Genomic DNA, 16934 nt, shown 5'->3' with positions numbered 1-16934 from the left:
CCGTTCGCCGTCACCGCTCCGAGTATGGAGCGCTCCGCGTCGCCGGCGAACTCCGCTGGCAATCATGGCCTACCGTTGGAACTTGGAGGATCCGCATGAGCATAGTCGATCAGTATGAGGCACCGCCAATGACAGAGCCTCAACGCCGCGATGCCTTAGCCGACATGGCCGCGATCGTGCGTGGCGAAGAGCTCGACATACCGTGCTCGATCATAAGCTTGCGATGGTCCAGCATCCCGTGTTGACGCAAGGAAGCTTGACGTCTCTGGGCCTAACGGACAAGGGCTTGCGCTTCATGGCCGAGACTGATGCCAGCTTGAATTAACGCTCGCCAGCCTAAAGCGACGTCGTTTGTGTCGGACACCGGTTTCCAGCCGACTGTAGCGTTGCGAGCCCTGTAGGATTCTACAGTAGCCATCTTTGGTTCCGCGATATCTAGTCGGAGGACTGCCAACCATCGATGGAGAGAGTTATGCCGATCCCACACATGTCGCCAGAATTCCTGCCGGACGATCATCCCGACCTACTCGAAAACACGGATCTGCCGGCAAAGGTCATACGGGTGCTGCGCAACGCCTGCTTCACCCGGCTTAGCGATTTCGACAATATGACCGACATCGACTTGCTTCGCGAACCAGGGATGGGTTTGCGTGACGTCCGGGCGGTCCGGGAAGCTCGCGCGCGGCAAAAGCTCCGCAATGGCGACAAGCCTGTCGGCTAGCCTTATCGTCCTGCATTGTCCACACTCAGACCTAATCGAAACGGTTCATAGGAAAAAATTCCTCTTGACGGGGAACTGTGCACGGGTGTTCTGCTTTTGTTCATACAGACAGGAACAAACATGCGCAAGCCGGAGACGATCGAACGCCTCTATCTGGATTTCGACGGCTTCTTCGCATCGGTCGAACAGCAGTGCGACCGGCGTTTGAGAGGCCGGCCGGTCGGCGTCGTGCCGTTTGCGGGAACGACCAGGACGGCTGTCATCGCGTGCTCGCGCGAAGCGAAAGCCTTCGGCGTCAAGAACGTGATGCCGATTGAGGAGGCCAAGCGGCTCTGTCCGGATTTAGTGCTGGTGCCACAAAAGCCGGACCTCTATCGCCGGGCGCACAATGCGCTTTTGTCGGAAATCGAAACCGTCATTCCGATCGACACGGCCAAGTCGATCGACGAGCTGACGTGCCGCCTCGATGAGGCCGGCCGGGCGGACCCGCACGGCTTGGCGGCGGCGATCAAGGCGACGATCGCGGAGAATGTCGGCCCGTGGATTACTTGCTCGATCGGTTTTGCCGCAAATCGCCAGCTCGCGAAAATCGCCTGCAAGGAAGGCAAACGGAACGGCGGCCGATACGGCGACGGGCTCGCCATTTGGCGGCCGGAAGACATGCCGGCGCCGCTGCTTGCGGTGGCGATGGAAGATATTCCGGGCGTCGGCGGCAATATGGCGAAGCGGCTTTACCGGTCGGCGATCTACACGACCGAACAACTCTATAACCTTCAGCCGAAACACATGCGCAAGCTGTGGGGCAATGTCACAGGAGAACGGCTCTGGTATGCGCTGCACGGTTACGACATTCAGGCCCCGGCCTCGAGCCGGGGCATGTTCGGACATGGCCGCGTCCTTCCGCCGGAAGCACGGACGCTCGCCGGCGCACGCGAGATTTCGCGCCTGCTGCTGATCAAGGCGGCGCGGCGGCTGCGCCGGGAAAACTTCTATGCAGGCGGTTTATGGTTATGGCTGTCGATCCGCGACGGCTCGTGGATGGGCAAGCGCCATCTGCCGGTCGTCAATGACGACCAGGCCATCCTTTCCGGACTGGCAGAACTGTGGGACCAGGTTCGCCGTGATCACCCGCGCGGAATCACGATATTCCGGATCGGGGTCACTCTTTACGATCTGTCGCCGTCGCACGAGCGCCAGCTTGACTTGCTCCTCAATGACGATCGCACGCGCCGGCGCTGGGAGAGCGCCAGCAATGCGATCGACAATCTGAACACGCGCTATGCCGGCACGGTCGTCAGCCTCGGTCCGTGGCGGCCGCCGGCCGGCGGGAACGTCGGCGGCAAGATCAGCTACACGCGCATTCCATCCGCGGAGGATTTCTGGTGATGAAGATTTGGAAGAAAAATATCCGTGTCGGCGATCTGGCCGACCACCAAAAGCTGGAAGTGCGCTGCAAGAAATGCGGCCACGTCCATTACCTGACGCGGGCCATTGTGTGCGTCTCGCCAGAGCGCGAATTTCTCTACATCGACGAGCTGGAACGCGAGACGATCTGCAAGGCGCGCGGCTGCCGTGGTGGCGTGCGGCTGTCGATGGTCAGGCTTGACGAGGTGAGCGGGTTTGTCGGCGGTCTAGCCTGACGTCGCGGATCACATCCCGAACAGGGTTGCATTTCCTTCCTGGGGTAAGCGGTCATTCCTTTACCGACATTGGCGGCGTCCATGCTTCGATCGCTGTCTCGGGGTAAATCTGCACTGAGCCCGGCTCAAAGTAACTCTCAATCGCGTACCCGAGCTTGGTTATATCTGTGCGATACCAGCCGACGATTTTACCGCGCCATGATGCTCGCCCTTTTTTTGCGGCATAATCACCATTTGGAACGTGGCATCTGACGGCCATTGATCAACCATTTCACCTCCAACCGAACTACGTTAAGCGGACGTCTAAGTGGGCGGCTTATGCCTAGCGGCGTATCTCTGCTTCCGCCGATGATGTATTTGCCTCGTTTCGTCGGCGAAATCCAGACAGATTCGTTCCTTGCAAGGGTCCAGGCCAGACTCAGGAAGCTACAGGCTCATCAACAATCTGTAGCCTTTTCTGAAGGATAGCATCATGCAACCAATAGACATCAACGCCGGCATAGTCGCGATGGTCATCACCTTCCTGCTCGGGACGTTGCATTTCGAAGTCCATCCGCTCGCGGCCGCAATCGTGGCCGTTCTGTGCTTCGGGTACTACTGGATGGGCGTGAAGACCGTCAACGCGATTCAGACCTGGTAGGACTGCCTCTGGCGGTAGAAGGCGGGCGGCTTTGCCGTAGGCTCGGCGGGGATGGCGGTCCGGCTTCCTTGATCATTGCCAGCATCATCTCGCGCGTGAGGCCGTGAACCTCGTAGCCTTGCCCCCGCGCGGTTTCGATGATCGATTCCAGGCTGGGGTATTCTCCAAGGAACGCGCCTAGCCACAGGGCGCATTCGTCGGTTTCCGGGTCGGGGAACGCTTGTAGAAAAAAGGTCCTTAGCGGCCGGTCATAGCCGATCGCGGCTTCCGGGTCGGCCTTGGTGGCGGATTTCACTTCAGCGGTGTAGCGGCTCAATGTCGGCTCCTCTTGGTCGGTTCGGGGGAAGGCCGCGCCATGGCGCGGCCTCGATCTATTTGAAAAGCGGCATTGTCCGCTGGTTGGTGAGGGCGGCTCGCTCCGTCTCGAAACCGTAGCCGTCCCAATCCTTCCAAGCCTCCCAACCCTTCGCGGTTGCGCGTCCGTACCAGACGCGCACCCGCACTTTATCGGCGGCAAGCTCTTCGACAATGGAAACCGTGAGGCTTCCGCCCATGCCTGACGGCGTATCGAAAACCTCGACGTTGCGGCGCTGGTGTCGCATGTCCGCTCCCTACAGGTTGAAGTGAGCGACAAGCGACTGATTGGCGCGGTGGCAGGCAAGGGCATAGGCGACGATCTGCGCCACCATGTCCGGATCGGTCGCGCCCGCCCGTTTCGCCCTGTCAGCCATATCCTCGGCGAGCTCGCTATCGTTCTCACCGACATGCTTGTTGCCAACAATCCAAGAAATCTGCCCGGTCGGCACCTCCGGCCGGAGCTTGGCCGGAAGGGCGGAAATCCGCCCTTTCCTTGTGCTGGCTGCGTTTCCGGCATGTTCCGCCTCCGTCGTGGTCGGATAATAGGCCATGATCAATTTCCGGCGCTGCGCGTCGGCGGCGCTGATGAACGCCTGTCCGCCGTCCTCGGTCTTGTAGAGCGCCCAATCGGCGGCTGTGCCGCCGAAATAGGGATCGCCCGTGCCGTGAAACTCCATGACGAAATAAATTGCCTGGGTCATCGGAATGTCCTTCCTTCGAATTTGGGGGCGGTTGATCAGGCGGCGCCGGCGCCGCTGATGTTTTTCAGGACGGATTGCGCCGCGTAGCGCCCGGCCTCGTTCAAATGCCGTTGCCACGCGCCTTGCGACGGCGACCAGCGAAAGCCATTGGCCTTAAGGACGCGCCGCGTCGGATCATCGGGCTTGCCGGGAAAGATCAACTGGATACGCGCGATGTCGGCGTTTTCCTTGATCTCGACGGCTCCGGCGCTCGTCTCGACCTCTTGGCTTTGAGTGCCGCGCTCCTTCATCCTTGCGAGGACCGCAAGGCGCTGTTGCAGGCGGCGAAGCTCGGCGCGGCTGTTGGTCGTGGTGAAACCGCGCCGGGACTGCCACGGCGCTAGTTTGATGCCGTTGGCTGCGGCTTCCGGGGAAAGGCCGGTGTTCGCCACGACGGCGGCAATCATGTCCTCTTCATTGACGAGGTCCTTTTCCATGCGCCGGATGATCGCGTTCGCGGCCTTCATCCGGTCGATGGCAAGTGCCGTCTCCTCGATGCGCGTCATGATCTTCTGCAGGGCGACCGGATCGCCGGAACGGATCGGCTCATCATCCGTGCCATGCGGGAACGCCTTCCGCTTCACCGCCTTGCGGGCCATCGCCTCGTGCGCTTTGAGGTCGGCGCGGCGCGCGTCGGCAATCCTCATGCGCTTTTCATTGCGGGCGACGGGAAAGCGGGCGGGGCCGGTGATAAACCAGTTCATGCAACGGCCTTCCGCCGCCCAATAGCGCCGCGTCAATTCGACGTGGCGGCGGGCGAAGGCTTCAATTTCCGGTTCCGGAATAGGTGCGCAGGCCTTGTCCCAAAGCTCGGCCACGTAAGCGGCGAACTGGTTCAACCGCTCCGCAAGCTCGGAAAGCTCGGCCTTCGTGCGCCGGTCGGGGAAGTGGGTGAGGGCGTGAAACTCCGCCTCGATGTCCTCCGCCGCAATGGTTGCGGCGAAGGTTCCTGCGACGATGGCGAGGATGTTGTTTTCAAAGGCTGCGATTTTCATCATGCCTCTCCTTCCACAAGGGTAGGGGCGCGGCGCTCGATGCGGCATTGCAAGCCTGCGAGCGCTCCGGCGATGATGATCCCGCCCGGTGAAATCTCGTCGGCCTTGGCAAACACCGGGTCCAGGACCGGGCGGCAGCACTTGAAATGCTTTGCCGCATCCTCAAGGCTGATGAGGGGGGACGTGTAAGGTGTGCTGCCATCGCCACCGATAAGCACGATCTTGCCGGCGATCGGCTGCGGGAAGCCTTCAAAGATGGTGAAGGCGGTCAGGCCGTCCTGCAATCCTTCCTCGTCGACGTAAAGCGTGTGCTTCTCATCGAAGCGCACGGCTTCGAGCAAGCGGCAACCGATCACGTCATAAATCGGCCGGATGCCCATCGAAACGAGAAGCTCGACAGGCTTAAAAATCGTGGATTCCGGGTCCAACAGGTAAGCAATGTTCACGCGCATCATGGTTCTAGCCCTTTCCTTTCCGCGAAGCGGTCTAGCTCTTGCCCGAGGGGCAGGAGCCCCGCTCCTGCTCCCCGAGCTCGCGCGGAGCAGCGGGAGAGAGGGAGGCAAGGGAACAAAACGGAGGGGGTTCGCCCGCCCGAGGCAGAGCCGAAGGGGCGACGCATGATCTGCGCATGCGGATCCGCGTCGATCCTGCACGGAGTGAGATGAAGGCGAGCGGAGGAAGGACGGGGAGACCGTTTTTTCCCTTGTGAGGGAGAGAGGGCGGCGCCCTCTTTCCCTCCTACGGAAGAACAAAGCCGGCCGCCAGGCGGCCGCCATTTCAGATACGGAAAGGGCCGCCCTGCCTCGTTAGATCAGGGCGGCCCCCAGGTGGATGACAAGAAGGGCTAGCGACTTGCCATCACCAACTCTTGATTGGTTTTTCCGGCGAGCAATATGCTGATTTTCAAGCGCGCTGTAAACGGCATTTGGAGGCAATTTGGTGCAGTCAAGGCGAGGCGGCCGCGCAGTGGCGCTTGCGCAACCGATCGTTACCCTATGGGCGAAGACCTTTTTCAGCGGGCTTCGTGCCGAAGGCATAGAGCGGGGTCGCGTCAGCGATGCGCCAAATTGATTCGAGACAAGACGTTTTAGGGGGTCCAAAGATACAACCATTTGCGTTAGAAAGGTCTGGGCCACAAACAACCTATGGGCAGGATCACTCTTGGCAGGACCGTCTCTCGAGCAATGGATTTCAGACCTCGGTTTACAGCAAGTTGAAGACCCCCAAAACGGTAAACCTATCTATCGCAAGCCCGTCGACGGTCGGGTTATTCTTAGTGCGGAACTTGAAGGCAAAATCAGCTCAAGCCTGAGGGAAGCGCGGGATCGTCGAAGACTGGCGCGGAAAAAGGTGGCGACCTTGCTTGGTCTTAGCGAGCGGGTCTATGAGCGTTACGAAAACAACGTTTCCCGTCTGACGGTCGGCCGTCTGGTGCACCTCTGCGAGGTCCTGGGGGCGAGTCCGGAAGAGATTCTATCGTCGCCGGCACGCCACCTTTGGGGGGAAACGGAAACCTGCGCGGAACTGCTGTTGGCCTCGATCGAAAAGCTCCGGAGCTTCGACGAGGAAACCTTGCGCGACGTTCTGAGCCTGCTCAATCACATTGCCTCTCAAACGACCATCGATAGCAACGGAGGCGGAAGAGATGGCGCGGCGCTAGCCGCGCAATCTCTTCCGCCCGTTGTTGATCCTTTGCAGGGAGGTGCCGAACATGGCAATCGGACTGAACGGGTCATGCTGGAGAGCGAGATTCCAACGTCAAGCTCATGTTCGCCGGGCCGATTTGTCAGCACGCGACAGAAACCGCTTCAAGCTCAAGCCGGCCAACAAAATGTAAGGCGGCATGGCGAGCGAATAGTGACCGCAGTTTAATTGCAGAATATTTGGCCTGGCTCCGGCGCCCTTCAGCCTCCGCATGAAGCTTTCCGATAGCTCTGGCAAAACAACCTTGTCCCTCCTAGCCAACACAACGTGAAGTTCGAGGTCGGACCGAGCCAAATTATGCGCGTAGTTCTCCAGGTTCAGTGGACCCCAGGCCCTTCTTAGATCGCTCAGCTCAATCTCAGGCTCAAGGCTTGCACGTATCGATCGTGTCGCGCGCCCCGTCCAAACCATGTCCGCGAGACTTCCCGCCGTCAGAAATAACGAGGCTTTCGACACAGCCGGGTCGTGCGCCGCGATTATGCCTGCGACCCAGGAACCCAAGCTCATACCGAGAACCGAAATCTCTCGATAGCCTTCGCTTTTCAGCCAACGTATGAGTTTTTGCCCGTCCCAGACTGCCTGCCTTACAGACTGGATCGTTCGACCGAGATTAGAGCTAAGCATGTAATCGGCGTACAGGGAACCGGAACGGCTGCGCTCGAAGTGATAGGGCATAGCCATTTCGACAACCGTGATGCCACGCTGCGAGAAAAAGTTGGCTATCTGACGATTCCGACCGCTTGCATTCCAATGGTGAAAAATCACCATCGCCCTAGCGAACGACCCGCTTTCCGTGATTTTTGCCCGGACGACGTTGTTCTCTTCAATGTCAGTAGCAATATCCGATGGAAATTTGAGCCATCCGTCTTGCCTTTGAAAACCTTGATCGCTCCCACGCAACTGAGTGAAAAAGGTTGGATCAGCCACGGCCTGGTCCGCAAGGACACAAAACTCCTCGATAGTCGCTACGTTCTTCGCGCCTGGAAAGGCGCGGTCGGCGTCAAGGATGAAATCGGTTGGTTTCTTCCATTCCTCACCGCGCCGCGCCCGCCGCTCATCCCACCGATCAAGCCAGCTATGATACACTCTGATTGTTTCCTAACTCGCTCGCACGCCATCGGCCAAACCCTGGATCAATTAGACCGTATATTGCGAGCAGCACTCCAATGCCCAGGAGGATCGAAAAGCCTGCAAACGCATCGATTAGCAGGTAGCCAGCCAAGAGTAATGCTACAACCGTCGACATCTTCCACAAGGGCAGATGAAATCGGCTTTCGGCGCCTAAACGGATGGAGCCATACAGAAAAACAACGCAGGTCGAAATAGCAATTAGCAGGCTGGTGTAATGCGTCGGCATTCTATAGCGAAACCCGTTGCTCACATCCTTAGGCTCGGACAGGGCTGAAGACATATCGCTGACCAACCAAGCCGCAATATTCTCGCCAGTCGATGTCAGGTAGGAGCTTTGGGCCTTCATGCATATGGCGATCAGAATCCCCAAAACAGTGCACCGAAAAATTCCGCGCATCACCCGTAGGCTGACTTCATAGACCTCGTATTGATAATCCACTCCCGGCCGATTCTTCGATGCCTCTCCAATTTTCCAAAGATCATGGACCAATGTATGAAGCAAAATGAGACCTACGAAGAACAGATAGAAGCATAGGCACATGTATAGGTAAGCGAGCCCCGTGAATACAATCTGCATCGGCAGAGATATAACTTCAGGGCGCACAATTGCTAACTTGCCCCAATCTATCGCGTAGTTGCCTCCACCCTTGATCAACGGAATCAAGGACACGCCGATCCACTGAAACAGACCGGCGAACAACACACAGATTAAAAAAACCGCCCAATATGTATACGAAGAAGCTTCAACGTTGCGCGCCCAAGCATCGTCGCTTTCCATCCGGTCGCCCTGCGCTACAAGCTTTATGCGCGCTTCATATTTCCAGAAGACCAGCAGCTCTATTACGAACGCAAAAAACAGCGGTAGAAGCACCATGAAGACGAATGTCCAATTCGGCGCCCAAAGGAATCCAACCTGCTTAACCAGGCCATCTGCCCGGCTGTAAGTAGCGTTGTGAATCCCCGTGATATAAGACAAAAACCCAAGAGCGGTGGCACCCGCAAACACCGATGCCGGTAAATTCAAGGGAGATCCGCGACTAAAAAGCGCCTCCGATCTACTCGCCAAACTGATACGCCGACTCGGCCCCTGGCGGTCTGTATCCTGCGTTAGCTCTGCCGGGGACTCTGGCTCATCATCGGCGGTCGCAGTACGTTCCAGATCTGGAGCCCCTGGCGCAACGATGCTTCCCGCTTTCTTCGAATCTCGCCTCTTGGCGGTTAACCGAGATTGCGCCGCACTAAGCTCTATCTGCCATTCGCTGGTTGCCGCCGGATCATCGCACCCAAAAACCCTTGCCAGCCAACGAATGTTGGCCGTGCTAATTCCTTTATCGTTCTCTTGAAACCAGAGCTGCACTGTTCGCAGATCGACCCCGATCCGGTTGGAATCGATCTGGGAAATCGCCTCTGCAAGAAGCTCGGGCGTCCATGGGCCTGCGGGAAATCCATCACTGCCCAACGGCCGACCCGCTCCTGCCGCGGCTGATTGTCTAAAGAGTTCTTTGAAATCACTCCCTTCTTTCGGCGGAGGGAGAAATAACTTTCCATTCTTTAACAATGGCTTACGGGCTCTGGTTTCGTTTCGTTTCGTATCCTATCGTGCCTTTGTTCTCAATCAAGGTTTTATCACTCGTGCAACTTGGTAGCGCTTCGAAGATGAAGCGTACAACTGTGGGGCGGAGGGGTTCATTTGCCATCGGTGAGGCATTCAACCATGCCATTGTCGTCATCAGCGTCGCAGCACGCGATAGAGACCGACAGCTCATCAAGCTCGTTTCGGTCCCATAGTCGCGGATTCATGGAAACTGCGGTTTCCCTTGGTGACTTGATTGATCGGCATATTGCGGCGCGTCTGGCGACTGCGAATGCCGTTCGTGCGTGGGATCAACGCACGGCGGCGGAAGGGGTTACGAGCGTCGCCTATCCAAATGGACTTTTGGATGTTGCGCGGGATGAAGAAGCCGCCCGACTGGCGATCGTCAATTACAGGCCGCGGGGTTCTCGGGAATCAAGGCAGAAGCTGATCTATTTGGCGGCTTACCTGTTCGCGACACGGGGTACCCTAAACGCCAATGAAATGAATTCCGTCTTGGAAGCTCCTCGCGATCGGCCAAGCGCATCGGTTTGTTGAGTTTCTTGTTATTTCGCGTACTACCGAATCCGCCCCCTAACACGGTTTGGGGACGGTGCATTTTCGCTGATCTGTGCGTAAATGCGGAATGGCTAAAACAAAATCAACCGAGACCGCCTCTCAAGCTGATCCAATGCCAGGTCTTGTGGGTCCCTGCGTGGCAACGCTCGCCGGCAAGCCACCAGAGGGGCCGGTTTGGGCATACGAAGTAAAGTGGGACGGCTATCGCATCGAGGTCCACATCGAGCGCGAGAAGGTTCGGATCCTCACGCGGGGCGGAAATGACTGGACCAAGAAATTTCCGACGATCGCAGACGAAGCGGGCCGGCTCGGGCTAGGGACTGCGATCCTCGACGGGGAGGCCGTCGTGCTCGACGAACGGGGCCGGTCCGACTTCGGTATGCTGCAACGGGCGCTCGGGCGCCGACCGGCGTCTCATGAAGCCGGGGAAATCATCTGCTTCGCATTCGATCTCCTCTATTTGAATGGCCGGGATCTTCGCCGACTGCCACAGCGCGAGCGCCGCTCGATGCTCGAGCCGATTCTCGCCAGCAAGGCCGGCGCAATCCGGCTTTCAGAGGAGGTCGACGCCACAGGCGAACAATTCTTCCGAGTGGCCTGCGAACATGGGCTCGAGGGTATTATTGCGAAGCATCGGGACAAACCATACCGTTCGGGCCGACGCCCTGAGTGGCTGAAGATCAAATGCGCGCAGCGCGACAGCTTTGTGATCGTCGGATTTGAACCGTCAACCGTGCGCGGAGCAATCGGGCGGCTTCTGCTCGCGGCAAGGAAGGGCGATGACCTGGTGTACGTCGGCGGGGTCGGAACCGGTTGGTCCCACGAGATGTCACGGGAACTGCGCAAGCTGCTTGAAGGGATCATCGTGACTAAGCCGCCGGTGAACCTTAAACGGAAAAACGCCGTTTTCACGGAGCCGCATCTTGTTGCCGATATCGAGTACCGCGCCTGGACCGGCGATCAGAGGCTTCGCCACGCTTCGTTCAAGGGGGTGCGACCGCGCGCGGACGACGCGACTGTATACTCTTTGGATGAGCGGCCGTCAGAAGGAGGGGACATGTAAAGATTCGACGCCCGAAACGTCCGACCACGCATCCTGACCGATATCTCGATTGCGAGGAGGCGATTGAGGATATGTTTCATGCCGTGGCTGCGGCGGCGGAAGCCGTCGACTGGACACGGCATGAGACGGCCGCCGCATTGATCAGCCCTTGCAGAAAACCACGTAATGTCGATCGAAGCCAATGAGGCGATGGCTGAGTTCAGCGCGGGGGTCTTCCTTAAGGCGCCAAGACTGCACTAAGCGTACACAGGAGGGAGGTCGCCATGGCGTTCGATAGCTGGCAGGAAAGCACCAACCAGAACGTCTACGAGATGTTCGTCGAAAACGGGGGTCCGGGGTTTTGGATCCGCCGAACCACGTGGGGTGGCACCTGTGCACGCGTGATCCGGATCGGCGAAATGACGAAGCCTGCCCCGTATTTCGGCAGCCCTTCCGCCCTTATGGATGTCTATAGTTTGGACGGCGCCTTAAAAGAGGGGCTGGCGCCAGTGCGAGTTCCGGGCACCTATAAAACCTGGCGGAAGATCGAGGTTCCTTCTTGGGCCAATCGTATAACCCTGCGCTTGCTGGACGACCCCGAAATAGATGCGGCATTGGCAGCCCTGGATCGAAAGCGGGGAAAGGGAAAGCCGCCCAAGCCTGTCAAGAAAACGGAAGAAGTGGCCCGTGTGCGTCTCATGGTGCCCTTCGAAAGGAAGGAAGAAGCAAAACGGATCGGCGCTCGGTGGTCGCCGGCAGAAAAAGTGTGGTGGCTGCCGGAGACGGCTGACGCCGCTCTGTCCATAGCGCGCGAATTAGGCTTCCTGCCTTGACGCCCAGGGGGAAAGCCCGGTCACAAACCCTGCCGGGCCAGTTCGTTGAGCATCTCGTGGCCGAACTCATCGATCGTCATGTAGTCAGCGATCAGTTGTGGGTGAAAGACGGCCCGCGGCGATTTCTCAGTGACCGAATGCGTCATCCATGGTCGCCAAATTCCTAGGGCTTTCTGAGCCACTTGCAGTTTCTCATATGCTTCGACGTCTAGATTGCGCAAGGCCTCGGCCGACTCCGCCTCGAGCTTGTTGTAGTTGTCGATTGTCTCAGGCGTGACGATGTATGGTGGTATGTACAAAGGGATCCGATGAGCAAGGCTATCTCGAAAACCCTTAAGGTGTTGGTCGACCCAATCCTGACGGCTTTCAAGGTGCGCGATGAATTCCGGACTAAATGACGCGCGCACCTCCTTGCTTTTTGGCCCGAGGCCGACCTTCATCGGGTCCAGTTCCTTTCCGTCCTTCAATACTGGCTTCTCGCAAACCCAGATCCAAGCGAGGTTATCCAGGCATCCGAAGGCATTCATTACGAACGACTGGATTGCTATTGTCGCGTCGGCAATAGTCTCTTTTGCCGGAATCTGATCAAGCTCGGGAGGAAGCTTCTCAAAGATTAAATCAACCGCACGAACCATCGTTCCGAGGCGACGGGAAAATCCGTGATAAGCAAACTCCCGACCACGATCGGACTTGTAGTTGCGGGTGAGGAACTGTTCGCGCAGAGAAGCGAACCGCCGCCGCATATTTTTCTGGCCGGCATAAATTTTGTCGATTGCCTTTTTGCTGAAGTATGCCGTCATTAATCAAGCGCCCTTCGTAGTGGCCATTCGCATCTCAATCAGACTCTCCATCAATCTCGGCTGAGGTGTCTTCCCGAAACGATTCTGCACGAAGCGGATTTGTTTCTCGTCGACGCCATAGACAAACCTCGCGGCCCCCTCGGCTACCTGCCGGTTCACTTCCTTGGTCAGCCCTACCCGGTCTGCCTTAAGTACCTGTTTAAGGAAGTCGGCGTCTGGGGATGCAATGAAGAGAAGCCTAGGGCCTATGGGCAGGGCGATATGAGTCTCCGGCCCTTTGATGCTGTTCGTCCGCAGGATCGGGCGGTCTGAGGTCAGAAGCCTTGGGGCTCCGATCGGCGTCTGCAATACTCGCCAATGCATCTCGTTCATTTCGCCGCCGATGCTTCCGTGGTCAATCAGTGAGAAAAGAACTTGGTACTGGTACCGCTCCTTGAGACTTAGTGGCTGGCCCGACAGGAACTCCGCGAATGTCGCCGGGTCGCCTGAGTCCCGCGCAGCGCGATACCTAGCCTCGGCAGCATCGTCGGTTCGGCCGAAATCTGCGTGCCACCATTCTCGGAAGAGAGTAATGTCCTCGGGGCAGCGCAGCAGCAGCGACAGGATAAAGCGCGTCCAGGCGGATCGACTGTGCGAATCCCACGGTGCCTCGTGTCCATAGCGTTCGAGCATGTCGAGCGCATCGGACGCCCAAGTGTCGATTGGTTTAAAGAATTTCTCCTCGATCTGCTGCGCAAGTTCTGGCTCATAGCCCTTCAATTCGTAGAGCCGCTCCTGGTAACCGGTTCTCTCGGGCATGATCCGCTTTACGACAATATCCCGATACGGCTTGGTGAATTCGGTGACCTTTCCATCGGGACCGGCCCAACGCTTCAGGTAGAAGGCCGGGATGTAGTGATGCTTCGTTGGAGGATTCGCGCTGTTCATGCGCGCAATATAGCAAGCTGCCGAGTTTGCGGAATAACGACATTGACCGGCGGCGCCGATGAGAACATTTTAGGAACAGATTGACACATACGACGGCATGGAAGCACCAATGAGTGATGAAGCGGGCTCGAGCATTCGAAAGGAAACGGTGCTCCACGAGCACTGGTGCGAGCATCTTGGCTGCAGGAAGTGGGGCAGCTTCGGCTTTGCGGCGGGGACGGCTGAACCGAGATGGTTCTGCATGGAGCATCGGCCGGAGTGGAAACCGAGACATGCCTAGAGGCATTGTTGCTGTCGGAGCGACTGTACTGGAAGAAGGTCCGCGCCCCATGCGAGTGCGGCGTGAAAACCGGGACGGCAATACCATCTTCGTAGGGAAGCCCCGGCGATGAGGAGTTGCGGAGCATGCGCCACCGACGCGGTATTGATTTTGTTCCCGATCGGAGCGCGATCAATCCCGATCGCGGTATCGGGCATATGCGTCTAGCCGATTTCGCCGAAGATCAAATCTTGGGTGCCCGTTGTGCCGCCTGCGATTACAACAACTGGGTAAACCGCTGGGAGCTCGCGGCAAAGTTTGGGAGCGACGCTACCCTTGACGAACTGCGGCCGATGCTGCGTTGTACGCGCTGCGACAACACAAGCAACAATGGCTGGCGGGTCGGTAGAATCGACCGCGATTCGGAGTGGGTGGATGTGCAATCGATACCGGATCACCGTCGAATTTGATGAGCTATGGCGGGCGGCGAGACCGCACAGCGACATGACCAATCGGGCGAACCCGACGACTGAAGTATTCCCCGACAAGCCCGGGCCGGTCATCCGCAATAACGCTGACGACGAACGTGAGTTGGTGAACCTCACCTGGGGCATGCCGTCGCCGCCGTTCGTAACCAAGGGCAAACCCGATTACGGCGTCACTAACATTCGCAATGTCGATTCCCCGCACTGGCGCAAGTGGTTAGCACCGCAATATCGCTGCATCGTGCCTTGGACTGCATTTTGCGAATACGAGGACACGAAGCCGAAGAAAACTGCGCGATGGTTCGCGCTCGATAAGAACGAACCACTCGCGTTCTTCGCCGGAATCTGGACGCCCTGGAACGGCCAGCGTGGCTCGATGAAGAATCCCCGCAATGGCGATCACGAGCTTTTCGGATTCTTGACCTGCGATGCCAACGAGATTGTGAAACCGATCCATCCGAAGGCAATGCCGGTCATTTTGACCGAATCTGCAGAAATCGAGCTCTGGCTCACTGCGGAGTGGAAAGACGCGAAGCGACTGCAACGACCATACCCCTCGGACGGGATGATGCTGCTGCCGCTCGAGCACGCCGAAGAACCGACGCTCTTATGACAATCTTTGGGAGCCGCCACGCGTAGGATTCGAGCATGGTATCAACCAATCTGTGGCACACAGAGAATAACTCCGAGCTGCTTCAAGAAGTCGGCAGGGTTACGATAAGATGGGCCGAAGTCGACCTTATGTTGGTCGACCTAGCGTTCGTGATCCTCAACGGGAATTATGAAGCGGCTCATCAGCACGTTTTTCAAACGTCTGGAGCGGGCAGTGAGCGCCTTCGTCGATTTGACCGGATTGTTGGCTCCTCTCATCTAAGCGCAGACGAGCGGCGTGCGATCATGGTGCTAACCGAGCGTTTGCGCAGCCTGTACAGCACGCGAAACGAAATCGTGCACTCTCCGATTGTAACGGCTTTCACGGTGGAGGGGCGTCGCATTAGCGCGCGGCTCACAAGGATTTCCCGTGAAGGTCAGCAGAGGAAAGTTTCCATCGCCACCATTCGCAAGCACGCAGATGAAGTCGGCAGATGCATCGGAAAGCTGGAGGAGTTAGCGACGGAATTGACAGAGAAGTACCTTGAGGATCAGTCCCCCCCAGAAACTTGAGGCCTTCGTCCAGTCAAATTTTGGCGGGGATGGTCGTCGCTCTTGGCAAATGATACAATTCTCAAGGTATTGGTTTCGAAATATCGGGAAGTTTTTGCCCAAGATCCGATGCGAAAAAAAAACAAGCCATCGCGATCTCATCGAACTCAGGCGCCGAAAAAGTGACCCGCTCACCGAGCCTGAAAAAGCGCTCTCGTGTACTGCGGCGCATGAGAATCGCCGTCCCTTCCGGCACAAAGTGCGGAGGTTTCAGCTCCACGTCACACCCATCCTGTTTGATAAATACCATGAGGCGCGGAAGTGCTAGCCGCATACCATTGTCGTGATCGACATCCTGGGGTCCGACAATGCCGTGGCGATGTTCAAGGCAATTGCGGACCTTCTGCAACGACAAAAACTCGTCGTCGAAACTAAGCGGTGTCGAGAGACCGATGTTCACGGTCGCCAGGAGTTGCACGAAGTTCATCCGGTTGCCCGCTTTGCGAATTCCCTCAATTCGCTCCTGCAGCTCGCCCCAGGTCGTGTGTTGGGGAGGATCGCGCGCTATGTCGTTATACAGATATGCCTCTTCCAATGACGCACGAATGCCGTTCGCCAGGTCGCGAAAGCCGCGCTCCAACACCCAGTCCGTGAAGTCCGTCTTGCGATCATAACCTTCCGGATCTTCGTCAAATTGAAGCGCAATACCCCCTTCGGCTCTCGGTCTCGGTGACATGCTCAAATCCTGCTCCGCGAGATTGTTGAGAACAAAGGCAACAATCTCGCTCGCGCGTCGCATCGTCCGAAGCGCAGGCGCGATCACGCCATCACGGTTGAGCGTAAGCATGAGGGGGACGGGATCGGAGGACATCACGGCACTCTCGACGATTTGCAGTTGCTGCCATTAGCTGTAGCTGGCGCGTAGTCGGATACAAAGCTACAAATCGCTGTGCTCGGTAAATTGGGGAGCCTTATGAAGTACGTCGATCCTACAGATGCCCGCATCGCGCGGGACCATGAAGAGCGCAAAAACATGCGAGAAACACAGGAGCCAAACGGCATTGAGCGGTTTGCGAAATCAAGGATCACGAGCTCGTCGCCTATGAAGGCGAACCGGAGCCTCTGGAGGAGGCCGAAGAGTACGGTCTCGTGACCTGCTACTCTCCGAGCTTCACACAGTTCGTCCGAGATCTTCGGATTGAGGAAGACTAAGAAAAAGCTTGAGGTAAATTGTAAAAAATTCTTTTTAAATCAATAACTTAGTTCCATAATAAGTCTTATGCGATTTTTTAGTGCGCTAGGATTTTTCGCGCGAGACCAACGGTTCGCCGACCATCTGCGCCGGTACCTTCCACTACATGACTT

23 protein-coding genes are annotated in these 16934 nt (G+C 57.6%); 12 read left to right on the top strand and 11 right to left on the bottom strand.

Annotation, left to right across the window (positions count from 1 at the left end; genetic code table 11):
* Positions 1 to 472: 472 nt before the first annotated feature.
* From AC07UR_RS31560 to AC07UR_RS31550, 3 genes are all read left to right on the top strand, one after another.
* Positions 473 to 721 carry a hypothetical protein gene (locus AC07UR_RS31560; protein WP_494700448.1) on the top strand — a complete coding sequence of 83 codons (249 nt, stop codon included), beginning with the start codon at positions 473 to 475 and terminating at the stop codon, positions 719 to 721.
* Positions 722 to 841: 120 nt separating this feature from the next.
* Entirely contained in the window at positions 842 to 2107 is a 1266-nt protein-coding gene (locus AC07UR_RS31555) for a Y-family DNA polymerase (RefSeq protein WP_494700447.1), read from the top strand.
* Positions 2107 to 2361 (top strand): hypothetical protein, encoded by a 255-nt coding sequence (locus AC07UR_RS31550; protein WP_494700446.1) that lies wholly within the window; start codon positions 2107 to 2109, stop codon positions 2359 to 2361. The genes AC07UR_RS31555 and AC07UR_RS31550 overlap by 1 nt, the downstream gene beginning before the upstream one ends.
* Before the next feature lie 52 nt (positions 2362 to 2413).
* On the opposite strand, the gene AC07UR_RS31545 is transcribed toward AC07UR_RS31550, so the two are convergent.
* Positions 2414 to 2620, bottom strand: coding sequence for a hypothetical protein (locus AC07UR_RS31545; RefSeq protein ID WP_494700445.1), 207 nt, complete (start codon positions 2618 to 2620; stop codon positions 2414 to 2416).
* A 213-nt stretch (positions 2621 to 2833) separates the two neighbouring features.
* Here AC07UR_RS31545 and AC07UR_RS31540 point away from each other — a divergent pair, with 213 nt between their 5' ends.
* A complete protein-coding gene (locus AC07UR_RS31540; RefSeq protein ID WP_494700444.1) occupies positions 2834 to 3001 on the top strand; it encodes a hypothetical protein in 168 nt (55 codons plus the stop codon).
* Here the strand turns inward: AC07UR_RS31540 and AC07UR_RS31535 are convergent.
* From AC07UR_RS31535 to AC07UR_RS31515, 5 genes are read right to left on the bottom strand one after another with little or no spacing between them, the layout of a single operon-like run.
* Positions 2979 to 3317: a hypothetical protein gene (locus AC07UR_RS31535; RefSeq protein WP_494700443.1), complete on the bottom strand. Its 339-nt coding sequence runs from the start codon at positions 3315 to 3317 to the stop codon at positions 2979 to 2981. The two genes, AC07UR_RS31540 and AC07UR_RS31535, sit on opposite strands and share 23 nt — an antisense overlap.
* Before the next feature lie 55 nt (positions 3318 to 3372).
* A complete protein-coding gene (locus tag AC07UR_RS31530) occupies positions 3373 to 3603 on the bottom strand; it encodes a hypothetical protein (protein ID WP_494700442.1) in 231 nt (76 codons plus the stop codon).
* A 9-nt stretch (positions 3604 to 3612) separates the two neighbouring features.
* Positions 3613 to 4059: a hypothetical protein gene (locus AC07UR_RS31525; RefSeq protein ID WP_494700441.1), complete on the bottom strand. Its 447-nt coding sequence runs from the start codon at positions 4057 to 4059 to the stop codon at positions 3613 to 3615.
* Between the two features lie 35 nt (positions 4060 to 4094).
* Positions 4095 to 5093, bottom strand: a complete 999-nt coding sequence (locus tag AC07UR_RS31520) for a DUF8626 domain-containing protein (protein ID WP_494700440.1) — start codon at positions 5091 to 5093, stop codon at positions 4095 to 4097.
* Positions 5093 to 5548, bottom strand: coding sequence for a DUF3846 domain-containing protein (locus tag AC07UR_RS31515; protein WP_494700439.1), 456 nt, complete (start codon positions 5546 to 5548; stop codon positions 5093 to 5095). The genes AC07UR_RS31520 and AC07UR_RS31515 overlap by 1 nt, the downstream gene beginning before the upstream one ends.
* A 706-nt stretch (positions 5549 to 6254) precedes the next feature.
* Here AC07UR_RS31515 and AC07UR_RS31510 point away from each other — a divergent pair.
* Positions 6255 to 6965 carry a helix-turn-helix domain-containing protein gene (locus tag AC07UR_RS31510; protein WP_494700438.1) on the top strand — a complete coding sequence of 237 codons (711 nt, stop codon included), beginning with the start codon at positions 6255 to 6257 and terminating at the stop codon, positions 6963 to 6965.
* Here the strand turns inward: AC07UR_RS31510 and AC07UR_RS31505 are convergent.
* Entirely contained in the window at positions 6858 to 7883 is a 1026-nt protein-coding gene (locus tag AC07UR_RS31505; RefSeq protein ID WP_494700437.1) for an RcgR family putative quorum lactone hydrolase, read from the bottom strand. The two genes, AC07UR_RS31510 and AC07UR_RS31505, sit on opposite strands and share 108 nt — an antisense overlap.
* On the bottom strand, positions 7873 to 9486 hold the full coding sequence (locus tag AC07UR_RS31500; RefSeq protein WP_494700436.1) for an RcgA family putative transporter: 1614 nt from the start codon (positions 9484 to 9486) through the stop codon (positions 7873 to 7875). The genes AC07UR_RS31505 and AC07UR_RS31500 overlap by 11 nt, the downstream gene beginning before the upstream one ends.
* Before the next feature lie 240 nt (positions 9487 to 9726).
* Here AC07UR_RS31500 and AC07UR_RS31495 point away from each other — a divergent pair, with 240 nt between their 5' ends.
* From AC07UR_RS31495 to AC07UR_RS31485, 3 genes are all read left to right on the top strand, one after another.
* Positions 9727 to 10059, top strand: a complete 333-nt coding sequence (locus tag AC07UR_RS31495; RefSeq protein WP_494700435.1) for a hypothetical protein — start codon at positions 9727 to 9729, stop codon at positions 10057 to 10059.
* Between the two features lie 157 nt (positions 10060 to 10216).
* Positions 10217 to 11143 (top strand): non-homologous end-joining DNA ligase, encoded by a 927-nt coding sequence (gene ligD, locus AC07UR_RS31490; protein WP_494700434.1) that lies wholly within the window; start codon positions 10217 to 10219, stop codon positions 11141 to 11143.
* Positions 11144 to 11406: 263 nt separating this feature from the next.
* Positions 11407 to 11955 carry a DUF5710 domain-containing protein gene (locus AC07UR_RS31485; protein WP_494700433.1) on the top strand — a complete coding sequence of 183 codons (549 nt, stop codon included), beginning with the start codon at positions 11407 to 11409 and terminating at the stop codon, positions 11953 to 11955.
* A gap of 20 nt (positions 11956 to 11975) precedes the next feature.
* Here AC07UR_RS31485 and AC07UR_RS31480 read toward each other — a convergent pair whose 3' ends face one another.
* Together AC07UR_RS31480 and AC07UR_RS31475 are read right to left on the bottom strand one after the other, a co-directional pair.
* Complete coding sequence (locus AC07UR_RS31480) at positions 11976 to 12755, bottom strand: hypothetical protein (RefSeq protein ID WP_494700432.1); 780 nt, start codon at positions 12753 to 12755, stop codon at positions 11976 to 11978.
* 3 nt (positions 12756 to 12758) lie between these two features.
* A complete protein-coding gene (locus tag AC07UR_RS31475; protein WP_494700431.1) occupies positions 12759 to 13682 on the bottom strand; it encodes a DUF4238 domain-containing protein in 924 nt (307 codons plus the stop codon).
* Between the two features lie 109 nt (positions 13683 to 13791).
* Between AC07UR_RS31475 and AC07UR_RS31470 the strand changes: the two genes are divergently transcribed.
* The 4 genes from AC07UR_RS31470 to AC07UR_RS31455 all read left to right on the top strand — a co-directional run bounded on the left by AC07UR_RS31470 (position 13792) and on the right by AC07UR_RS31455 (position 15590).
* On the top strand, positions 13792 to 13962 hold the full coding sequence (locus tag AC07UR_RS31470) for a hypothetical protein (protein WP_494700430.1): 171 nt from the start codon (positions 13792 to 13794) through the stop codon (positions 13960 to 13962).
* Between the two features lie 125 nt (positions 13963 to 14087).
* Complete coding sequence (locus AC07UR_RS31465) at positions 14088 to 14411, top strand: hypothetical protein (protein WP_494700429.1); 324 nt, start codon at positions 14088 to 14090, stop codon at positions 14409 to 14411.
* The gene (locus AC07UR_RS31460) at positions 14377 to 15039 is read left to right on the top strand and encodes an SOS response-associated peptidase (protein ID WP_494700428.1); all 663 of its coding nucleotides are present in this window, start codon (positions 14377 to 14379) and stop codon (positions 15037 to 15039) included. The genes AC07UR_RS31465 and AC07UR_RS31460 overlap by 35 nt, the downstream gene beginning before the upstream one ends.
* Before the next feature lie 35 nt (positions 15040 to 15074).
* Positions 15075 to 15590, top strand: a complete 516-nt coding sequence (locus AC07UR_RS31455) for a hypothetical protein (RefSeq protein WP_494700427.1) — start codon at positions 15075 to 15077, stop codon at positions 15588 to 15590.
* A 61-nt stretch (positions 15591 to 15651) separates the two neighbouring features.
* On the opposite strand, the gene AC07UR_RS31450 is transcribed toward AC07UR_RS31455, so the two are convergent.
* Complete coding sequence (locus AC07UR_RS31450; RefSeq protein ID WP_494700426.1) at positions 15652 to 16440, bottom strand: hypothetical protein; 789 nt, start codon at positions 16438 to 16440, stop codon at positions 15652 to 15654.
* Between the last annotated feature and the right edge of the window lie 494 nt (positions 16441 to 16934).

The sequence above is a fragment of the Ensifer sp. GW821-FHT05G01 genome (assembly GCF_059419585.1).
The sequence above is the reverse complement of the archived record's forward strand: the minus strand, read 5'-3'. Positions and strand labels throughout refer to the sequence as shown.